Raw genomic sequence first — 18,285 nt, forward strand, 5'->3', positions numbered from 1 at the left:
CGGTGGCGACGTCTAAGAAAAAAGCTTCCAAAAAAAGCAAAGCGAAGAAGGCTCGCAAGGTCGCACCCGCACGCGCCGGCAAAAAGGCGACTGCGAAGAAGCGCGCGGCGAAGAGCAAGCGCGGCGTGAAGAAGGCCGCGAAGCGCGTTGCCAAGAAGGCCTCCGGGAAGGTCGCTAAGAAGGCACCCAGAAAGACTGGGAAGAAGGCCGCCAAGAAGATTGCGAAGAAAGCTGCCAAGAAGACGGTAGCCAAGAAGACGGTAGCGAAGAAAGCCGTTGCCGCGCCGAAGAAGGCCCGCACCGTCGACCGGACTTCCTCCGCTGAAAAAAGCCCGAAGACCGTTGCGCCGCGAGCAGTTGCGCCACGGGTCGTGAAAGCCGCTCCAGCGCCCAAGCCGGCGCCGGCGGCCGAGCGGAACACGTACTTCATCACCACGGCGATCGCCTATCCGAACGGGCAGCCGCATATCGGTCACGCCTATGAAGCGATCGCGACCGACGCGCTGGCGCGGTTTCAGCGGCTCGACGGCAAGGATGTATTCTTCCTGACCGGCACCGACGAGCACGGCCAGAAGATGATCCAGACCGCGGTCGCCGAAGGCATGACGGCGGCCGAACTCGCCACCCGCAACGCCGGCCGGTTCCGCGAAATGGACCAGCGTCTCAATGTTTCTTTCGACCGCTTCATCCGCACCACCGAGCCCGCCCATCACCATTCGGTGCAGGTGGTCTGGAACCGGATACAGCAGAACGGCGACATCTATATCGACGCCTATTCCGGCTGGTATTCGGTGCGCGACGAGGCTTATTACGCCGAGGAAGAAACCATCGTCGGCGAGGACAATGTGCGCCGCGGGCCGCAGGGCTCGCCGGTCGAGTGGGTCGAGGAGAAGAGCTACTTCTTCAAACTGTCCGTCTACCAGGACCGGCTGCTGGCGCTGTACGAAAACCAGCCCGACTTCATCGGCCCGGATTCACGCCGCAACGAGGTCATCAGCTTCGTCAAAGGCGGCCTGAGGGATCTGTCGATCTCGCGCACGACATTCGACTGGGGCATCAAGGTGCCGAACGACCCCGAGCACGTGATGTATGTCTGGCTCGATGCGCTGACCAACTACATCACCGGCGTCGGCTTTCCCGACGAGAGCGATAGCAACTGGCGCTACTGGCCCGCCGACGTGCACATCATCGGCAAGGACATCATCCGCTTTCATGCGGTGTACTGGCCGGCGTTCCTGATGTCAGCGGGCATTCCCGTGCAGAAGCGGGTGTTTGCGCACGGCTTCCTGTTCAACAGGGGCGAGAAGATGTCGAAGTCGGTCGGCAATGTCGTCGATCCCTTCAACCTGGCCGACCAGTATGGCGTCGACCAGATACGCTATTTCTTCCTGCGCGAGGTGCCGTTCGGGCAGGACGGCAACTATAACCACGAAGCCATCGTCGCCCGCATCAATGCCGATCTCGCCAACGACCTCGGCAACCTGGCGCAGCGCTCGCTGTCGATGATTGCAAAGCAACTCGGCGGCGTGTTGCCGGAGCCCGGTGAATTCACCGACAACGACAAGGCGATACTGAGCCAAGCAGATGGCATGCTGGAAGCGTCGCGGACCGCGATGGCGACCCAGCAGATCCATCAATGGCTGAACGCCGTGTGGCTGGTGGTCGCGGAGGCCAACCGCTATTTCGCGGGCGAGGCGCCGTGGGCGCTCGCCAAGACCGATCCGGCGCGGCAGAAGACCGTGCTGTATGTCACCGCGGAAGTGGTGCGGCAGGTTGCCATCCTGACGCAACCAGTGATGCCCGATGCTTCGGCGAAGCTGCTCGACAGCCTCGGCGTAGCTACGGCCGATCGCGACTTCAAGGCGCTGGGCACGCGGATCAAGGCTGGCACGACGTTGCCGGCGCCGGTCGGCGTCTTCCCGCGCTATGTCGAGCCCAAAGTCGATATCAAGGCAGATTGAGCGGTTCGCACCATGCTCGTCGACAGCCACTGCCATCTCGACTTTCCGGATTTTGCCGAGGACCTCGACGCCATCGTGGCGCGCGCCGAGACCGCCGGCATCGGCCGCATCGTCACCATCTCGACCCGGGTCAGGCGGCTCGACGGACTGCTTGCGATCGCCGAGCGATTTCCCAATGTCTATTGCTCGGTCGGAACCCATCCGCATAACGCCGATGAGGAAGACGGCATTCCGGCCAGCGAGCTGATCGAACTGGCGAAGCACCCGAAGGTCGTGGCGCTCGGCGAGGCGGGGCTGGATAATTTCTACGAGCACGGCTCAAGCGGGGCGCAGGAACGCGGCTTTCGCGCGCATATTGCGGCAGCCCGCGCCACCGGCCTGCCGCTGGTCATCCACACCCGCGAAGCCGATGAGGATTGCGGCCGCATCCTCGAGGACGAGATCGCCAAGGGACCGTTCAAGGCCGTGCTGCATTGCTACACCGGGGGGCGCGAACTCGCGATGAAGGCGATTTCACTCGGCCTGTCGATCTCGTTCACGGGCATTCTGACCTTCAAGAAGTCCGAGGCGTTGCGCGAGCTCGCGGCCGAATTGCCGACCGATCGCATCATGGTCGAAACCGACTCGCCGTATCTGGCGCCCGGCAAGTTCCGCGGCAAGCGCAACGAGCCGTCCTACGTGGTTGAGGTCGCAAAGGTGCTGGCGGAAACGCGCGGCGTGTCGCTGGAAGAAATTTCGCGGCAGACGACCGAAAACTTCTTCCGCCTGTTCTCCAAGGTACCCGCGCCGAAGGCGGTCGCATGACGCTGACGCTGACAATCCTCGGCTGCGGTTCCTCGGCCGGCGTGCCACGCCCGGCGCTGGGCTGGGGCGCCTGCGATCCCAGCAATCCGAAGAACCGCCGCCGTCGCTGCTCGCTGCTCGTGGAACGCACCGGCGGGCACGGTACCACGCGGATCGTGATCGACACCTCGCCGGACCTGCGCGAGCAGTTGATCGACGCCGAGGTCGACCATATCGACGCGGTGTACTTGACTCACGAACATGCCGACCAGACTCACGGGATCGACGATTTGCGTTCGGTCGTGCTGCACCAGCGGCGCCGCATTCCGGTTTATTTCAACCAGTCGACCGCCAAGGACATCATGGCGCGGTTCTCCTACTGCTTCATCTCGCCCGAGGGCAGCGACTACCCGCCGATCCTCACGCGCCATTCGATCGAGGCCGGCGAGAGCCACACCACCGAAGGGAAGGGCGGTCCAGTGAAGCTGGAGGCCTTCCTGGTTCATCATGGCAAGATTCCCTCGCTCGGTTTTCGGGTCGGCGGCGCAGCCTATACGCCCGACCTGCATGACATTCCCGAGGAGAGCTTTCCGGCGCTGGAAAACCTCGATCTCTGGATCGTCGACGGCCTGCGCTACGCCGGCCATCCCAGCCATTTCAGCGTCAGCGACGCGCTGTCCTGGATCGACCGCTTCAAGCCGAAGCGGGCCGTCATCACTAACATGCATTCGGACCTCGACTACGAGGTGTTGCGGAAGACGCTGCCGGCGGACGTGGTTCCGGCCTATGACGGGATGCGGCTGACGCTGGAGCGGGCAAGCTGAGCCCGTTGCCGGTCGCGGAGGAGGGCTGCGATGATCGCGTTGTTCTTTGAAGTCCAGACCAGGCCGGGGCACCGGAATCAATATCTCGACCTTGCGGCGTCGCTGAAACCTGACCTCACGGCCATGGGCGGCTGTCTCTTCATCGACCGCTTCAGCAGCCTGACCCGCAATGACCTGTTGTTGTCGTATCAGATCTGGCAGGACGAAGGCGCGATGACGGCATGGCGGGTCCATGGCTATCATCACGAGGTCCAGACCATCGGGCGCGAGAAGGTGTTTTCGGATTATCGCATCCGCATTGCCCAGGTGATCCACGAGGAAAGACCGGGGCAGCCGGTCTGGCAGCCTGAGCGGCTCACGCCGTACAACGATCCGGCGAGGCGTCCATCGACCTTTGTTCTGGTCGCTGAATCGAAGCGAGCCGAACTTTCGGTGGAGACCGAGTGGCACCGCGATTCATTCAAGAGCGTCTATCGCGACGGCTGTTTCGCGCACCTGATCGACGTGCCGGATCAACAATCCGGCGTCGAATTGGGACGCCGTCTGCTGACGGATTCGACGACAGAGTATTTCCGCATCGTCGAGGTCATGCGCGACTACGGCATGTTCGATCGAACCGAGGCGCCGCAGTATTATCCGCCGGTGGAGAGGGATACTTAACTCCGTCGTCCCGGCGCAGGCCGGGACCCATACCGCGTGATTTCTCGGTTTGAATAAGCTGTTCGATGAATTGTTCTAACCCACAAACGCCGGGGGTTATGGGTCCCGGCGTTCGCCGGGACGACGGCGGTGGGTTACGCGCTAAGCCGAAATGGCCTTCGCCGAATCCACCTGGTTGCGCAGCAGGAATTTCTGAATCTTGCCCGTGGACGTTTTCGGAATGACGCCGAATACCACCGCCTTCGGCGTCTTGAAGCCCGACATATGGCCGCGGCAGAACGCGATGATCTCGGCCTCGGTGGCGTCAGCGCCGTCCTTCAGTTCGACAAAGGCACAGGGCACTTCGCCCCATTTGGAATCGGGTTTGGCGACGACAGCGGCGAACAGCACCGCCGGATGCTTGTAGAGGATGTCCTCGACCTCGACGGAAGAGATGTTCTCGCCGCCGGAAATGATGATGTCCTTGGAGCGGTCCTTGATGATGACGTAGCCGTGCGCGTCGAGCACGCCGAGATCGCCGGTGTGAAACCAGCCACCGGCAAAGGCTTCCTGCGTCGCCTTCTCGTTCTTCAGATAGCCCTTCATCACGATATTGCCGCGGAACATCACCTCGCCGATGGTTTCGCCGTCGCGCGGCACTTCCCGCATGGTTTCGGGATCGATCACGGTGACGCCTTCCTGCAGCGGGTAGGGCACGCCCTGCCGCCGCTTGAGCTGGGCGCGCTGGTCGGCCGGCAGTTCGTCCCAGCCGGGCTGCTCGGCGCAGACCGAAGCCGGGCCATAGACTTCGGTCAGCCCGTAGACATGCGTCAGCTTGATGCCGATGTTTTCGGCGCCTTCGAGCACGGCAACTGGCGGTGCCGCGCCCGCGATCAGGCCGACCACGGGACGCGCGACGTTGCCCTTGGGCGCGCCGGGCGCGTTGATCAACGTGTTGTAGACGATCGGCGCGCCGGCCATGTGGGTGACGCCGTGCTGCGGGATCAGTTCGAAGATCTTAGCCGGATCGACCTTGCGCAGGCAGACATTGATGCCGGCGGACGCCGCGATCGTCCACGGAAAGCACCAGCCGTTGCAGTGGAACATCGGCAGCGTCCAGAGATAGACCGGATGCTGGCCGAGATTGGCGGCTAGGATGTTGCTGACGGCATTGAGATAGGCGCCGCGGTGATGGGTCACCACGCCCTTCGGATTGCCCGTGGTGCCCGAAGTATAGCTCAGCGCGATCGCGTCCCATTCGTCGGCCGGCAGCCGTGCGACAAAGGCAGGATCGCCCTTCGCAACGGCGGCCTCATATTCGAGCTCGCCGATGCGCCTGCCGCCAGCGAACGCGGCGTCATCGACATCGACCACGAACGGTTTCGCGCCTTTCATCAGCGTCAGCGCTTCCGCGATCACGCCGCAAAATTCCGGGTCGACCAGAATGATCTTGGCGCCGCCGTGGTCGAGCTGGAACGCGATCGAGGCCGCATCGAGCCGGATGTTCAGCGCATTCAGCACCGCGCCCGCCATCGGTACCGCGAAATGCAGTTCGTTCATCGCCGGGATGTTCGGGAGCATCGCCGCGACCGTATCGCCATGACCGATGCCGCGGCCGGCGAGCCAGGACGCAAAGCGACGGCAACGGTCGTAGGTTTGCGCCCAGGTGAAGCTACGGCCTTCATAGACGGTGCTGATGTGATCCGGATAGACCGCCGCACTGCGGGCCAGAAAGCTCAGCGGCGTCAGCGGCACATAGTTCGCCGGCGTCTTGTCCAATCCGATTGCGTACTGGTTTTGGGCTGCGCTCATCGGCTCCGTCCCATTGGCAAAGTTGAAGTTACAGGAACCCGATCGAAATCCACGGGAAGATCGCCACGATAATCAGGCCGACCATCAGTGCCAGCAGATAGCCCCAGATTGGCCGGATTCCCTCGGCCGGATCGACCTTTCCGATGGCGCAGGCCGCATAGTAGCCGACGCCGAACGGCGGCGCGAACAATCCGATTCCCATCGCGAGGATGATGATCATCGCATAATGAACCTCATGCACGCCGACGGCGCGCGCGATCGGGAACAATAGCGGCCCGAACAGCACGATCGCCGGAATGCCTTCGAGCACGCTGCCGAGCACGACGAACGCCACGATCGACACCGCGATAAAGGTCGCCGAACCGCCGGGCAGGCCGGTCATGGCTGATGCCAGCGCCCGCGAAAAGCCGGACTGCGTGAGGCCCCAGGCCATGCCGGTGGCGCAGCCGATGATCAGCAGGATCGCGCCCGACAGGCACGCGGTCTCGATCAACATGGGCACGATCCGCCGCCAGTCGAACTTGCGGTAGATCAAAAGACCGTAGACCAGGAAGCCGACGATGAAGGCATAGACGATGCCGATGGTGGAGACTTCGGTCGCGGTCGCGATGCCCTCGACCACGGCATAGCGGATCACGAACGGCAGCGCGATCGCAGGCAGGGCGATGACGAACGCGCGGCCGATCTCACGGCCGCTCGCCCGGGTCACATGCTGCAGGTCTTCGCCACGATAGCGCCACCACACCAGCGCCGACAGCGTGATCGCCAGCACCACGCCCGGCAACAGCCCGCCGGTGAACAAAGCGGCAATCGATACGCCGGTGACCGAACCGATCGTGATCAGCACGAGACTCGGCGGAATGGTTTCGGTTTGCGCGCCGGTCGCGGCGAGCAGGGCGACCAGATCGCCCGCCTTGGCGCCCCGCGCCTTCATCTCCGGAAACAGCACCGGCGCCACGGCGGCCATGTCGGCGGCCTTCGAGCCCGATATGCCCGACACCAGATACATCGCGCCGACCAGCACATAATGCAGCCCGCCACGGACATGGCCGAGCAGGCTCGCAAGGAAGCCAACCATCGCCCGCGCCATGCCGGTCATTTCGATCAGCAAGCCCAGGAACACGAACAGCGGCACCGACAGCAGGATGAGGTGGCTCATGCCCTCGTCCATGCGCCCGATCAGCACCATCAGCGGCGTGCGTGTGGTCAGCGCCAGATAGCCGTAAGTTGCAAGGCCAAATCCGAACGCGATCGGCACGCCGGCGAACACGCAGAAACCGGCGACGCCGACAAAGAAGATGATCAGGTTGATATTGCCGAGCGGCTTCAGCGTTCCCTTCAGGAGCCAGAACACGGCGATAACGGCGGCGACCGACAGGATCGCCGAGAGCACGGTCCTGACATCCCCGGCCCGCAGCAGCCGCAGGAACGCAAACAGGCCCATCAGGCAGATGCCGACCGGCAAGGCTGCGGCACGCCAGCTATTGGCGATCTGCAGCGCCGGCGTCGTGATGAAGCTTTCCTCATAGGCATAGTCATAGGACGGCCAAACGATCATCAGCAGGAAGGCCAGCGCGGCGCAGGTGGCGACCATGTCGACATAAGCGCGCATCGCCGGCCTGGCGCTGGCGACGATCGCCGTCATCCGCATGTGCTCGACGCGCCGGAATGCGACCGCGGAGCCCAGCATCGCCAGCCACAGGAACAGGATCGACGCCAATTCGTCCGACCAGATCAGCGGGCTGTGCAGCACGTAACGCGACACCACACCGGCAAACAGGATCACGATCTCGGCGACCACCAGAAACGCTGCCGGAATCTCCACCAGCATTCCGAGGAAATGCTCGACGGACGCCAACGCCGAACGGCGGCGAGGGGACCTTGCAGTCACCTCGCCGGGCGCGATCTCGGTCATTTCGGCATGAGCCATGACGGCCCCCTGCACTGGAGCATGATCCGGAAAAGTGGAAACCGGTTTTCCGAGAAGATCATGCTCAATTAAAAGATCAGGACAGTTTGCCGACCGACTTTTCCAGGATTTCCCAGGCCTTGTCGCCGTACTTGCCCTTCCATTCCGCATAGAAGCCGGCCGAGCGGAGTTTCTCGCGGAACGGCGCCACATCGGGCTGGTTGAAGACCAGACCCTTGCCGGCCAGTTCTTCCCGGACGGTGATGTTGAGCTTTTCAGTGTCGGCGCGCTCCTTGACCGCGGCGGCGTTGACGTTCTTGGCCACGATAGCCTTGATGTCGTCGGGCAACGCCGCCCAGGCTTTGCGGTTCATCAGGAACCAGAAGCCGTCCCACATGTGGTTGGTCATCGAGCAGTATTTCTGCACTTCGTACAGCTTCGCCGTGGAGATCAGCGCCAGCGGATTTTCCTGGCCTTCGACGATCTTGGTCTGCAGCGCGGAGTAAACTTCGCTGAAATTGATCGATGCAGGCGAGGCGTCGAACGCCTTGAACATCGAGGTCCACAGCGGCGAAACCGGCACGCGGATCTTGAAGCCTTTGTAGTCGTCCGGCCCGTTGATCGGCTTGGTCGACGACGTCGTCTGCCGGAAGCCGTTGTCCCAGATCTTGTCCATGACCTCGAGGCCGGCCTTGTTGATCTCGCCACGCACATAGGCGCCGAGATCGCCATCCATGGCCGCCCAGACCGACGGGTAATCCTTGAACGCAAAACCGACGCCGTTGATCGAAGCCGCCGGCACCAGGGTCGCCAGAATCAGGCCCGACAACGTGAAGAACTCGATGCCGCCGGACCGGACCTGGCTCAGCATGTCGGTGTCGGAACCGAGCTGGCTGTTCGGGAAAACCTGCATGTCGAACCGGCCATTGGTCTCGGCCTTGATCGCGGCGGCCATCTCGCGGGCGCGCGTCATGAACGGATGGGATTCCGGAAGATTGTTGGCAAATTTGTAGGTGAATTCGGCCGTCTGGGCCCGCGCGACCATCGGTGCGCCAATGCCACCCAGAACCGCTGACGCTGCGGATGCCTTCAGAAGCGTGCGTCGTGAAAAGCTCATCTGTTTCTCCCTTGAGGCTTTTTGTTCTTGAGATGCAATTCTATACGGACCTGATGCCATCAGGTCATCAGCGATCTCGCATTCGCGTGGGCTTATTGCAGCCGACGCCAGCCACGGCAATATCGGCTTTCGGACCAAGTGACGCGTGGGAAGGCGGCGACGCGTTCGGCATGCAATGACCAAAGACTGGCATCGCGCAGGCAGATGAACCTGACAAGAGCTGGAAGGAAATCCGCCTAAATATCTGATCTAATTGTAGATATAAATATTCCATAATATACCTTATGCGAATTACGCATTTCGGGATGGTGGGATCGGCTCCGCCAGGTTCCGTTATTCCACCTGCTCCTACCGCCCCCTGAAGCGCGGCTTGCGGCGCTCCAGAAACGCGCCGACGCCTTCCTTGTGATCCTCGGACATGCTCGCCAGCGCGAACTGGTCGAGGTCCATATGGCCGGCGAGATCGTCGAGCGCATGCGCGAGCCGATTGACGGTGAGTTTGGTCATCGCGACCGACAGCGGCGGTTGGGCTGCGACCTTGCCGGCGAGCACCATTGCGGTGTCGAACGCCTTGCCGGGATCGGCCACCTCTTCCACCAGCCCCCATCGTAGGCTTCCGCCGCCGAGATACGCTGGTCGGCCAGGATCACGGCCTGCTTGGTGCGGGCCGGTCCGATCAGGTGCAGCATGCGCGGCACGCTCTGCCAGCTCATGTTCATGCCGAGCCCGATCTCGGGCACGCGCAGGTGGGCATCACGCGCCATGACGCGGAAATCCAGCGCCACCGCCAGCGCCACGCCGCCGCCGACGCAAAACCCCTCGATGGCGCCGATGGTGATCTGTTCCATCTCCTGCCGGGCCCGCGTCAGCCGCGGACCGAGCTTGAGATGCCGGCGCAGCGCGCCGAGGTCCATGGTCGCGCGCGACCGGCCCTCGGGGTCCTTCAGATCGAAGCCGGCGCTGAACGATCTGGCGCCGCCCGTCAGCACCACGACCGAGGTCTCCGCGTCATCCTCAAAGCTGCGCGCGGCATCGGTCAACTGGCGCAACGCCTCCGGCGACAGGGCGTTGATGCCGTCGCCACGGTCGAAACGCACGACCGCGATGCGGCCCTCGGGCCCGAGGCCCTTCTCGATGGTCACAAACTGCGTCAAGCGGGGCCTCCCTGCCCTTGTTCTTCCTGGGTCGTTTCGCGCTTACAAATGACCGGTGCGCTCGCGGGCGGGCCTGCCCCCGGGTACCGGAAAACGGATCGTGGTGCCAAGCGTGATCCAGTTGGCGTTCTCGCCGGTGATGTTGTGCCCGTAGATGAGATCGACCGAGAAAATCTCGTTGGGCCGGTAACGCACGCCAGTCTGGAAACGCGGCCGTACCACGCTTGGCGTATCCGACTGGCCGGCTTGGCCGTAGCCCTCGATGGTCCACTGCAAGGTGTCGGTGAATTTCCAGTCGAAGCCGATCCCGTAGGTGAAATAATGCCGGTCAACGGTGCGGTCCCACAGCCAGCCGCCATTGAGATTGATGCGCGTGACCTCGGACAACCGGAACGTCGCCGGGATCGTCGCAAACACAGTCTGGTTTTGCCCGGTCAAGGCATCGAACTGACCGCCGGCCGAAAACGAAAACCCGAGCTTGCCGACGCCCGTCGGCTCCAGGTTCATCTTGGCCTTCGGCGCGAATGTGGTGCTCCAGTCGCCGCCGCTGCGCGCTTCGTTGCTGAGCATGCTCAGTTCGACCGGCTTGAGCTTGAACGGATCGACCACGCAGGACGGGTTGGCGACCATCGAGAAATCGGTGTTGGTCGCGGCCTGCATCCAGCTCTCGACCTTGCAGGATCCGGTCTCGGAAATATCGGCGGCATCCACCGCATAGGCGCCGTTGGCGGCCCGCGCGGCTCCGGCCGGAAGTCCAGTCAAAATGATCGCAGCCGCTGCAATTCTGATATGCCCTGCCCTGATGCCCATAGCGGAAACCTAACAGAGTCTTCGCCTCGACATAGCCGGGATTTTGCGACTATCCTTGCGGCATGAGCAACCATGATCACGACCATCACCACCACGATCACGACCATTCGGAATTGTCGGAGACCGAGTTGCGCGTTCGCGCGCTGGAGACGATCCTGACCGAGAAAGGTTACGTCGAGCCGGCGGCGCTCGATGCCATCATCCAGGCTTATGAGACCAAGATCGGCCCGCACAACGGCGCGCGTGTCGTCGCCAAGGCCTGGACCGATCCTGCCTTCAAACAGGCGCTGCTGGATGACGCCACCAAGGCCATCGGCACGCTCGGTCATGTCAGCCGGGTCGGCGACCATCTCGTCGCCGTCGAGAACACGCCACAACGCCACAACATGGTCGTGTGCACGCTGTGCTCCTGTTACCCCTGGGAAATGCTGGGACTGCCCCCCGTCTGGTACAAGGCGGCTCCCTATCGGTCTCGCGCGGTCAAGGACCCGCGCGGTGTGCTCGCCGACTTTGGCGTCAGCCTGCCGAAGGAAATCGAGATCCGCGTTTGGGATTCAACCGCCGAGACACGTTTCCTGGTGCTGCCGATGCGCCCGCCAGGTACCGAGGGTTGGAGCGAGGCTCAGTTAGCCGAGCTTGTGACGCGCGATTCGATGATCGGCACCGGCCTTCCAACAACGCCGGGCGCGCCGTCATGAATGGCGTGCACGACATGGGCGGCATGGACGGCTTCGGCAAGGTCGAGCCGGAGCCGAACGAGCCGATGTTTCATGCGGCATGGGAAGCGCGCGTGATGGCCATGGTCCGTGCGATGGGCGCGGCCGGCGCATACAACATCGATACGTCGCGCTTTTACCGGGAGATGCTGCGGCCGGACGTCTATCTCGGCAGTTCCTATTACAAGAAGTGGTTCCTTGGGCTTGAAGACCTTCTCTTCGACAAGGGCTTCATCTCCGCCGAGGATGTCGCTGCCGGGCATGCGGTCCAACCGCCGAAGCCGCTCAAACGCGGCAAGTTCGGGATCGACGATGTCGAGCGCGTCATGGTGCGCGGAAAATTCGGCCGTGCTGCGCCGGCCCCGGCGAAGTTCAAGCCCGGCGATCGCGTGCGCGCCCGGAACATTCACCCCGCCACCCATACAAGGCTGCCGCGCTACGTACGCGGCCACGTCGGCGTGATCGAGCGCGACCATGGCTGTCATGTATTCCCGGATACGGCCGCCACCGAATCCGGCGAGAATCCGCAATGGCTCTACACGGTCGTATTCGACAGCGTCGAATTGTGGGGCCCGGATGCCGACCCGACGCTAAAAATATCCATCGACGCATTCGAGCCTTATCTGGAGCGGGCGTGATGGTGGCCGCAGCGGCGCGCGCAACGGACGCTGTGCCGGGTATTCCCCGTGACGAGGACGGCCCCGTGTTCCGTGAGCCTTGGGAGGCGCACGCCTTCGCCATGGCGCTGACCCTGCATGACCGCGGCGTGTTTACCTGGACGGAATGGGCCGCAGCGCTCGCCGCCGAAATCAAGCGCGCGCAGGCCAACGGCGATCCCGACACCGGTGAGACCTACTACCGGCATTGGCTGGCGACGCTGGAAAATCTGGTGGCCGAAAAGGGTGTTGCAACATCCGAAACGTTGCATCGCTACCGCGACGCCTGGGACCACGCCGCCGACCGCACGCCGCACGGTGCGCCGATCGAACTGACGCCACAGGATTTCGGCGCTTAAGTCACGGCCACATATTCCCGCCAGCCCTTCGCGCGCAGCGCGCAGGCCGGGCATTCGCCGCAACCATAACCCCAATCGTGCTGGGCGCCGCGCTCGCCGAGGTAACAGGTGTGGGAGTGTTCGCGGATCAGATCGACCAGCCCTGCCCCGCCGAGGTCATGCGCGAGTTTCCAGGTCGAGGCCTTGTCCAGCCACATCAGCGGCGTGTGCAGTTCGAAGTTTTTGGCCATGCCGAGGTTGAGCGCGGACTGCAGCGCCTTGATGGTCTCATCGCGGCAATCCGGATAGCCGGAGTAATCGGTCTCGCACATGCCGCCGATGATGTGACGGATGCCGCGCCGGTACGCCAGCGCCGCGGCGAAGGTGAGAAACACCAGGTTGCGGCCAGGCACGAACGTATTGGGCAGACCATCCGCGCCCATCGTGATCGCGACATCGCGGGTCAGCGCGGTATCGGAAATTTCGGCCAGCGTTGGAATCTCCAGCGTATGGTTCTCGCCGAGTTTTGTCGCCCAATCCGGCCGTAGCGCTTTGATGCCCGACAGCAGCCGGTCGCGGCACGCAAGTTCGATGGCGTGGCGCTGGCCGTAGCTGAAGCCGATCATTTCGACGCGCGCAAAGCGCTGCAACGCCCAGGCAAGGCAGGTGGTGGAATCCTGGCCGCCGGAAAACAGCACCAGCGCGGTTTCGGAATTGGATTGATCGCTCATGGTGCCCTTGGCCGACGCGCTTGTTCAGTAGGTCTTGTCAATGTGAACTGCATCACGGAGTTGGCACAAACATCAGGCTATTTCTAGCGGCAAGCGTCGCCAACAATGGATTTTCTGTCATGGGCTATTTTGACGGTCTCGCCAGCGGCAGTTTCAAGACATCCCAGGATGGCCGCAGGTTATTCTTTCCCTGGGGTGTCCTCGGCAGCGGGTACGCCATCGCCTCGGAGCAAGACTATCAGCGTCTGCGACAGCACGTGAAAGCCTACACGGTGGTCACGCTGGTGGCGGTCATCGCCTCCGGCATCTACGAACCCTATCTCGCGCCCCTTGCGGCGGCAGCGCTGCTCGTCTGCTTCTACCTCGCCTGGATGTGGCGCGTGCTGCCGCGCCTGCAGCGATCCGGCGAAAGATTGTCCCTGCAGGAAAGCATGACGTCGCAGGCACAGGCCCACAGCGCCGTGGTGTTATGGTTGCTGGCAATCGCTTCTATCGTATTCGTCGTGACCGGCGTCGTGATGTTGGTGTTCGATCCCGGCAGCCGGCTTACCGCCCTCGCCTGCATCGTCTTTTTCGGACTTTGCGCGGCGAAGATTGCGCGCTTGCTCGCGCTGCGGCACCGCCCGGCGGCCCCGCAACTGTAGCCGGGCCAACCGGTGGAAATCGTGGCCATTTCGGCTCGTTTTGCTGGGATCGGCGGACCGATTGCGGCATAAAGCCCGAACCTCGAAAGTTCGGTGCCGCATGACCCCTTCCCGCGATATTTCAAGACTGCTCGAAATCATGGCGGCGCTGCGGACGCCGGTGACCGGATGCCCGTGGGACCTCGAACAGGATTTCGCGACGATCGCGCCCTACACCATCGAGGAGGCCTATGAGGTCGTCGATGCCATCGCGCGCGGCGACCTCGACGATCTCAAGGACGAGCTCGGTGATCTCTTGTTGCAGGTAGTGTTCCACGCCCGGATGGCGGAGGAGCAGAACGCCTTTGCGTTCGGCGATGTGGTCGAAGCCATTTCGCGAAAGATGATCCGGCGGCATCCGCATGTCTTCGCCGACGAGAACGGGCATTTGACGCCCTCCCATGTCAAGGAAGCCTGGGACCGCATCAAGGCCGAAGAGAAAGCCGAGCGCGCCGCGCGCCGGCCGCAGCAGCCCGCCGAACACAAGTCGCTGCTGTCAGGCGTCAAGGCCGGCCAGCCGGCGCTGATCCGCGCGATGGAATTGCAGCGCAAGGCATCAACCGTCGGCTTCGACTGGAACGACCCGCGCGCGGTGCTGCACAAGATTCGCGAGGAGGCCGACGAGATCGAGGCCGCGCTCGACGGCGGCGATGCCGAGGAACTCGCGGCCGAAACCGGCGATCTCCTGTTCGCGCTGGTCAATCTGGCGCGCCATGTCGGCGCCGATCCGGAAGCGGCGCTGCGCGGCACCAACGCCAAATTCGAACGCCGTTTCGGCTATATCGAGCGCGCCCTGGAAGCCAAAGGCCGTTCGCTCGAAAGCGCGTCGCTGACCGAAATGGATGCGTTGTGGAATGAGGCGAAGGGTGCAGAGCGCAGGCAGCGACTATAACAATGTGCCTCTCAGAATGAGCGCGGCTACGCCAAAGTAAATGACCAGACCGGTGACGTCGACCAGCGTTGCGACAAACGGAGCCGACGCACTCGCCGGGTCGAAGCCGACGCGCTGGAGGATAAACGGCAGCATCGAGCCCGCCAGCGATCCGAAGGTCACAATGCCGACCAGCGTGGTTCCGACCGTAATCGCGACCAAAATCCAATGTTCGCCGTAGTCGAAAATACCCAGCGTCTGCCAGACCGTTATCCTGACTATTCCGATCAGGCCGAGAATGGCGCCCAGCATCAGGCCGGTCGGCAGTTCGCGCACCGCGACCCGCCACCAGTCGCGCAGCCGAAGTTCGTGCAACGCCAGCGCGCGAATCAGCAGCGATGTCGCTTGCGATCCCGAATTGCCGCCCGAACTCATGATCAGGGGAATGAACAGCGTCAGCACGATCGCCTTCTCGAGTTCGCCCTGGAATGTCTGCATCGCGCTGGCCGTCAGCATTTCGGACAGGAAGAGCGCGCAGAGCCAGCCGCCACGCTTCTTGATCATCTCGAGAAAACTGATCCGCAGATAAGGCTCGTCCAGCGCCTCCATGCCGCCGAACTTCTGAACGTCTTCGGTGGATTCCTGGACGATGGCGTCGATGACGTCATCGACGGTGACGATGCCCAGCACATGGCCCAGCCCGTCCACAACGGCTACCGCAAGCAGGTCATATTTCGATATCAGGCGCGCCGCGTCCATGCGGTCGGATTGCGGCCCGACCGTCAGTGGCTTGCGGGCGGGCGCGGCGGTAAGGACGTTGGCATGCGGATCGCCGGAGATCAGACGGCGCAGCGGGACCGCCTGGATCAGCGTCTTCTTGACGGGATCGACCACGAAGATGGAATAGACGGTTTCGCGGGTGCGCTCGACCATCCGGATGTGATGCAGCACCTCCGCGATCGTCCAGTTCGAGGGTACGCTGACGAACTCGGTCGTCATGATGCTTCCGGCGCTGCGTTCGGGATAGGCCAGCAGTTCCGAGACGGTGGTCCGGGTTTCCTGGTTCAGGCCATTTAACAGCGTGGTCCGGAGCGGCTCGATCAGCTCCCTGAAAATATCGGCGGCACGATCCGCGGACACGGCCGACAATAAAGCGACGGCTGTCGCGGTGGGGAGTGCCGCGATAATCTCGCAGACGTTGTCAATTCCGGGCTGATCGAGAACCTCGACCGCCTTTTCCGAAGACAAATGCTGAAGGATCTCGGCGGCAGCTTCCGGCGGGCGGGCGTTGAGCGCCACAATGATATCGGGCGCCCTTTCGAGCCCGAGATCGCCTGCCGCATGCGCGGCTTCGACGGCAGCAACGGTCGTCTCGGGGGAATTCGGCATCACGGACCTCGCTCTTGGCGCCCAGAGCGGAATGGACCAAGCCCGTGCAAAACTCAAACACAAAGTGGACGGCTGAGGTTCGGACCCAAAACATCAGGCCGTAGCCTGGTGATCCAACCCCGGGGTCATACCATTGTTACAATCGCTGTCGTGACCAAGGTCCGGCCCGGGATGCGCCGGGCTCATGCCACGCGCGGCACCGCATCGAACCGCGAGACCACAATATCCCGCTTGGTCTCGTCGACGCGCACGGTCATGTCGAAGCGGTCGTCGTGCAATTCCTTGGCCAGAATTTCGGCGTTGCGATGCAGCCAGCTGATGCCTGCGCCGTCCGACGCCTCGATCGACAGGTCGAGCGTAATTCGGGTCGCAGCCAGCCGGTCCTCGATCGCGGTCAGCAACGCCTCGATGCCCTCGCCGGTTTCGGCGGAGACCAGGAAGCATGGCCGCTCCGGCGGACGGCGGGCGGCGATGTTGCGCAGGTTTTCGCGCTCCTCGGGGTCGAAACGGTCGATCTTGTTCCAGACTTCGAGGAGACGTGCGCCGGCATCGGGATCGATGCCGAGCTGACGCAGCACGGCGTCGACGTCGCGCTCCTGCGCCTCCGCGTCCTCATGCGAGATATCGCGGACATGCAGAATGATATCCGCCTCCAGCACCTCTTCCAGCGTGGCGCGAAACGCGGCGACGAGTTGCGTCGGCAGGTTGGAAATGAAACCGACGGTGTCCGACAGCATCGCCTTGCCGCCATGCGGCAGGCTCAGGGCGCGCAACGTCGGATCGAGCGTGGCAAACAGCATGTCGGCGGCCTGCACCTCGGCGCGCGTGAGCCGGTTGAACAGCGTCGACTTGCCGGCATTGGTGTAGCCGACCAGCGCCACCACGCGGTACGGCACGCGCTGCCGGCCGGCGCGATGCAGCCGCCGCGTCGCCTGCACCTTCTTGATTTCGTTTTCCAGCCGCGTGATGCGGTCGCCGATCAGGCGGCGGTCGGCCTCGATCTGCGTCTCGCCGGGACCGCCCATGAAGCCGAAGCCGCCGCGCTGGCGCTCCAGATGGGTCCAGGACCGTACCAGCCGGCTGCGCTGGTAGTTGAGGTGCGCAAGTTCGACCTGAAGCGAACCTTCCTTGGTCTTGGCGCGTCGGCCGAAGATTTCCAGGATCAGTCCGGTGCGATCGAGCACCTTGGTGTTCCAGGCCTTCTCGAGATTGCGCTGCTGGATCGGCGACAGCGCGCAATCCATCACCACGAGCTCGATATCGTGGCCCGCGATGAGACCCGTGATCTCCTCGACCTTGCCCTTGCCGAGATAGGTCGCAGGCCGGATCTGGCTGATAGGTGCGATCAGCGCTTCCACGACGGTAAGGTCGATGGCACGCGCGAGGCCTGCGGCCTCCTCGATGCGCGCGTCGGAATCGCGCACGCCATCGTTCGTCTGCGCGTCGGCATCGCCGCGGCGCATCCGCAAATACGGGCCGATGACAATCACCCGCCCGGTTTGTTGGCCCCCCGCCGACCTCGGTCGGTCGGCTTCCCCATTACGGTCCAGGGGTTCCAATCAGGTCACTCTCACGCCGGAGCATCCTCGCCGCCCTCGAACAACTGGATCGGAGCGCCGGGCATAATGGTCGAAATCGCATGCTTGTAGACAAGCTGCGAATGACCGTCGCGCCGCAGCAACAGGCAGAAATTGTCGAACCAGGTGACAATCCCTTGCAGCTTCACTCCGTTGACCAGGAAGATCGTGAGTGGCGTCTTGGTTTTACGAACGTGGTTGAGGAAGGTGTCTTGTAGATTTTGTGCGCGGTCTGCCGCCATTGTTTTTATCCCGCCGTCTTGTGCTTCTTTTTATTAAACCGGTTGTTGCTCTCTAACGGAGCCTCCCCCGATC

17 protein-coding genes and 1 pseudogene are annotated in these 18,285 nt (G+C 63.1%); 9 read left to right on the plus strand and 9 right to left on the minus strand.

All coding sequences use genetic code 11. From position 1 onward, the window contains the following. Positions 1–2 precede the first annotated feature (2 nt). Genes metG through BLR13_RS37595 form a run of 4 tightly spaced genes read left to right on the plus strand, consistent with a single transcriptional unit; the run spans position 3 to position 4,228 of the window. The gene (metG, locus tag BLR13_RS37580; RefSeq protein WP_074829576.1) at positions 3–1,961 is read left to right on the plus strand and encodes a methionine--tRNA ligase; all 1,959 of its coding nucleotides are present in this window, start codon (positions 3–5) and stop codon (positions 1,959–1,961) included. 12 nt (positions 1,962–1,973) lie between these two features. Beyond that, positions 1,974–2,765, plus strand: a complete 792-nt coding sequence (locus tag BLR13_RS37585; protein ID WP_074829573.1) for a TatD family hydrolase — start codon at positions 1,974–1,976, stop codon at positions 2,763–2,765. Then, complete coding sequence (locus BLR13_RS37590) at positions 2,762–3,568, plus strand: MBL fold metallo-hydrolase (protein WP_074829570.1); 807 nt, start codon at positions 2,762–2,764, stop codon at positions 3,566–3,568. Before BLR13_RS37585 ends, BLR13_RS37590 begins: the two co-directional genes overlap by 4 nt. A gap of 30 nt (positions 3,569–3,598) precedes the next feature. Beyond that, a complete protein-coding gene (locus tag BLR13_RS37595; RefSeq protein ID WP_074829565.1) occupies positions 3,599–4,228 on the plus strand; it encodes an antibiotic biosynthesis monooxygenase family protein in 630 nt (209 codons plus the stop codon). A 141-nt stretch (positions 4,229–4,369) separates the two neighbouring features. Here the strand turns inward: BLR13_RS37595 and BLR13_RS37600 are convergent, their stop codons facing one another. The 5 genes and pseudogenes from BLR13_RS37600 to BLR13_RS37620 form a co-directional block, all read right to left on the minus strand. Further along, positions 4,370–6,019: an acyl-CoA synthetase gene (locus tag BLR13_RS37600; RefSeq protein WP_074829562.1), complete on the minus strand. Its 1,650-nt coding sequence runs from the start codon at positions 6,017–6,019 to the stop codon at positions 4,370–4,372. A gap of 28 nt (positions 6,020–6,047) precedes the next feature. Beyond that, positions 6,048–7,949: a TRAP transporter large permease gene (locus tag BLR13_RS37605; protein WP_074829553.1), complete on the minus strand. Its 1,902-nt coding sequence runs from the start codon at positions 7,947–7,949 to the stop codon at positions 6,048–6,050. A 76-nt stretch (positions 7,950–8,025) separates the two neighbouring features. Beyond that, positions 8,026–9,045 carry a TRAP transporter substrate-binding protein gene (locus tag BLR13_RS37610; protein ID WP_074829545.1) on the minus strand — a complete coding sequence of 340 codons (1,020 nt, stop codon included), beginning with the start codon at positions 9,043–9,045 and terminating at the stop codon, positions 8,026–8,028. A gap of 348 nt (positions 9,046–9,393) precedes the next feature. Next, positions 9,394–10,199 (minus strand): annotated as a pseudogene (locus BLR13_RS37615) (enoyl-CoA hydratase/isomerase family protein). Positions 10,200–10,241: 42 nt separating this feature from the next. Next, positions 10,242–11,009 carry a hypothetical protein gene (locus BLR13_RS37620; RefSeq protein WP_091976983.1) on the minus strand — a complete coding sequence of 256 codons (768 nt, stop codon included), beginning with the start codon at positions 11,007–11,009 and terminating at the stop codon, positions 10,242–10,244. Positions 11,010–11,071: 62 nt separating this feature from the next. Here BLR13_RS37620 and nthA point away from each other — a divergent pair, with 62 nt between their 5' ends. Genes nthA through BLR13_RS37635 form a run of 3 tightly spaced genes read left to right on the plus strand, consistent with a single transcriptional unit; the run spans position 11,072 to position 12,740 of the window. Beyond that, a complete protein-coding gene (gene nthA / locus BLR13_RS37625; RefSeq protein ID WP_074829538.1) occupies positions 11,072–11,707 on the plus strand; it encodes a nitrile hydratase subunit alpha in 636 nt (211 codons plus the stop codon). Further along, positions 11,704–12,363, plus strand: coding sequence for a nitrile hydratase subunit beta (gene nthB, locus BLR13_RS37630; RefSeq protein ID WP_074829536.1), 660 nt, complete (start codon positions 11,704–11,706; stop codon positions 12,361–12,363). Before nthA ends, nthB begins: the two co-directional genes overlap by 4 nt. Then, positions 12,363–12,740 carry a nitrile hydratase accessory protein gene (locus BLR13_RS37635; protein ID WP_074829535.1) on the plus strand — a complete coding sequence of 126 codons (378 nt, stop codon included), beginning with the start codon at positions 12,363–12,365 and terminating at the stop codon, positions 12,738–12,740. The genes nthB and BLR13_RS37635 overlap by 1 nt, the downstream gene beginning before the upstream one ends. Here the strand turns inward: BLR13_RS37635 and queC are convergent. Continuing rightward, complete coding sequence (queC, locus tag BLR13_RS37640) at positions 12,737–13,450, minus strand: 7-cyano-7-deazaguanine synthase QueC (RefSeq protein WP_074829532.1); 714 nt, start codon at positions 13,448–13,450, stop codon at positions 12,737–12,739. The two genes, BLR13_RS37635 and queC, sit on opposite strands and share 4 nt — an antisense overlap. A gap of 119 nt (positions 13,451–13,569) precedes the next feature. Between queC and BLR13_RS37645 the strand changes: the two genes are divergently transcribed. Next, the gene (locus BLR13_RS37645) at positions 13,570–14,094 is read left to right on the plus strand and encodes a hypothetical protein (protein ID WP_074829529.1); all 525 of its coding nucleotides are present in this window, start codon (positions 13,570–13,572) and stop codon (positions 14,092–14,094) included. Between the two features lie 100 nt (positions 14,095–14,194). Continuing rightward, entirely contained in the window at positions 14,195–15,025 is an 831-nt protein-coding gene (gene mazG / locus BLR13_RS37650; protein ID WP_074829526.1) for a nucleoside triphosphate pyrophosphohydrolase, read from the plus strand. Here the strand turns inward: mazG and mgtE are convergent. The 3 genes from mgtE to hfq all read right to left on the minus strand — a co-directional run bounded on the left by mgtE (position 15,020) and on the right by hfq (position 18,212). Further along, on the minus strand, positions 15,020–16,393 hold the full coding sequence (gene mgtE, locus BLR13_RS37655) for a magnesium transporter (RefSeq protein WP_074829522.1): 1,374 nt from the start codon (positions 16,391–16,393) through the stop codon (positions 15,020–15,022). The genes mazG and mgtE overlap by 6 nt on opposite strands. A gap of 182 nt (positions 16,394–16,575) precedes the next feature. Next, the gene (hflX, locus tag BLR13_RS37660) at positions 16,576–17,952 is read right to left on the minus strand and encodes a GTPase HflX (protein WP_074829520.1); all 1,377 of its coding nucleotides are present in this window, start codon (positions 17,950–17,952) and stop codon (positions 16,576–16,578) included. An 11-nt stretch (positions 17,953–17,963) separates the two neighbouring features. Beyond that, positions 17,964–18,212 carry an RNA chaperone Hfq gene (gene hfq, locus BLR13_RS37665; protein ID WP_006020546.1) on the minus strand — a complete coding sequence of 83 codons (249 nt, stop codon included), beginning with the start codon at positions 18,210–18,212 and terminating at the stop codon, positions 17,964–17,966. Between the last annotated feature and the right edge of the window lie 73 nt (positions 18,213–18,285).

Origin of the sequence: Bradyrhizobium ottawaense (assembly GCF_900099825.1) — a bacterium.
Classification (GTDB): Bacteria; Pseudomonadota; Alphaproteobacteria; order Rhizobiales; family Xanthobacteraceae; genus Bradyrhizobium; species Bradyrhizobium ottawaense_A.

What these genes read in the sequence shown, in the direction of transcription:
- BLR13_RS37590 (WP_074829570.1), top strand. Translation starts at nt 2,762, where the DNA reads ATGACGCTGACGCTGACAATCCTCGGCTGCGGTTCCTCGGCCGGCGTG.
- BLR13_RS37635 (WP_074829535.1), top strand. Translation starts at nt 12,363, where the DNA reads ATGGTGGCCGCAGCGGCGCGCGCAACGGACGCTGTGCCGGGTATTCCC.
- BLR13_RS37620 (WP_091976983.1), bottom strand. Translation starts at nt 11,009, where the DNA reads ATGGGCATCAGGGCAGGGCATATCAGAATTGCAGCGGCTGCGATCATT.
- nthB (WP_074829536.1), top strand. Translation starts at nt 11,704, where the DNA reads ATGAATGGCGTGCACGACATGGGCGGCATGGACGGCTTCGGCAAGGTC.
- BLR13_RS37645 (WP_074829529.1), top strand. Translation starts at nt 13,570, where the DNA reads ATGGGCTATTTTGACGGTCTCGCCAGCGGCAGTTTCAAGACATCCCAG.
- queC (WP_074829532.1), bottom strand. Translation starts at nt 13,450, where the DNA reads ATGAGCGATCAATCCAATTCCGAAACCGCGCTGGTGCTGTTTTCCGGC.
- BLR13_RS37595 (WP_074829565.1), top strand. Translation starts at nt 3,599, where the DNA reads ATGATCGCGTTGTTCTTTGAAGTCCAGACCAGGCCGGGGCACCGGAAT.
- BLR13_RS37605 (WP_074829553.1), bottom strand. Translation starts at nt 7,949, where the DNA reads ATGGCTCATGCCGAAATGACCGAGATCGCGCCCGGCGAGGTGACTGCA.
- mazG (WP_074829526.1), top strand. Translation starts at nt 14,195, where the DNA reads ATGACCCCTTCCCGCGATATTTCAAGACTGCTCGAAATCATGGCGGCG.
- BLR13_RS37585 (WP_074829573.1), top strand. Translation starts at nt 1,974, where the DNA reads ATGCTCGTCGACAGCCACTGCCATCTCGACTTTCCGGATTTTGCCGAG.
- mgtE (WP_074829522.1), bottom strand. Translation starts at nt 16,393, where the DNA reads ATGCCGAATTCCCCCGAGACGACCGTTGCTGCCGTCGAAGCCGCGCAT.
- hfq (WP_006020546.1), bottom strand. Translation starts at nt 18,212, where the DNA reads ATGGCGGCAGACCGCGCACAAAATCTACAAGACACCTTCCTCAACCAC.
- nthA (WP_074829538.1), top strand. Translation starts at nt 11,072, where the DNA reads ATGAGCAACCATGATCACGACCATCACCACCACGATCACGACCATTCG.
- BLR13_RS37600 (WP_074829562.1), bottom strand. Translation starts at nt 6,019, where the DNA reads ATGAGCGCAGCCCAAAACCAGTACGCAATCGGATTGGACAAGACGCCG.
- BLR13_RS37610 (WP_074829545.1), bottom strand. Translation starts at nt 9,045, where the DNA reads ATGAGCTTTTCACGACGCACGCTTCTGAAGGCATCCGCAGCGTCAGCG.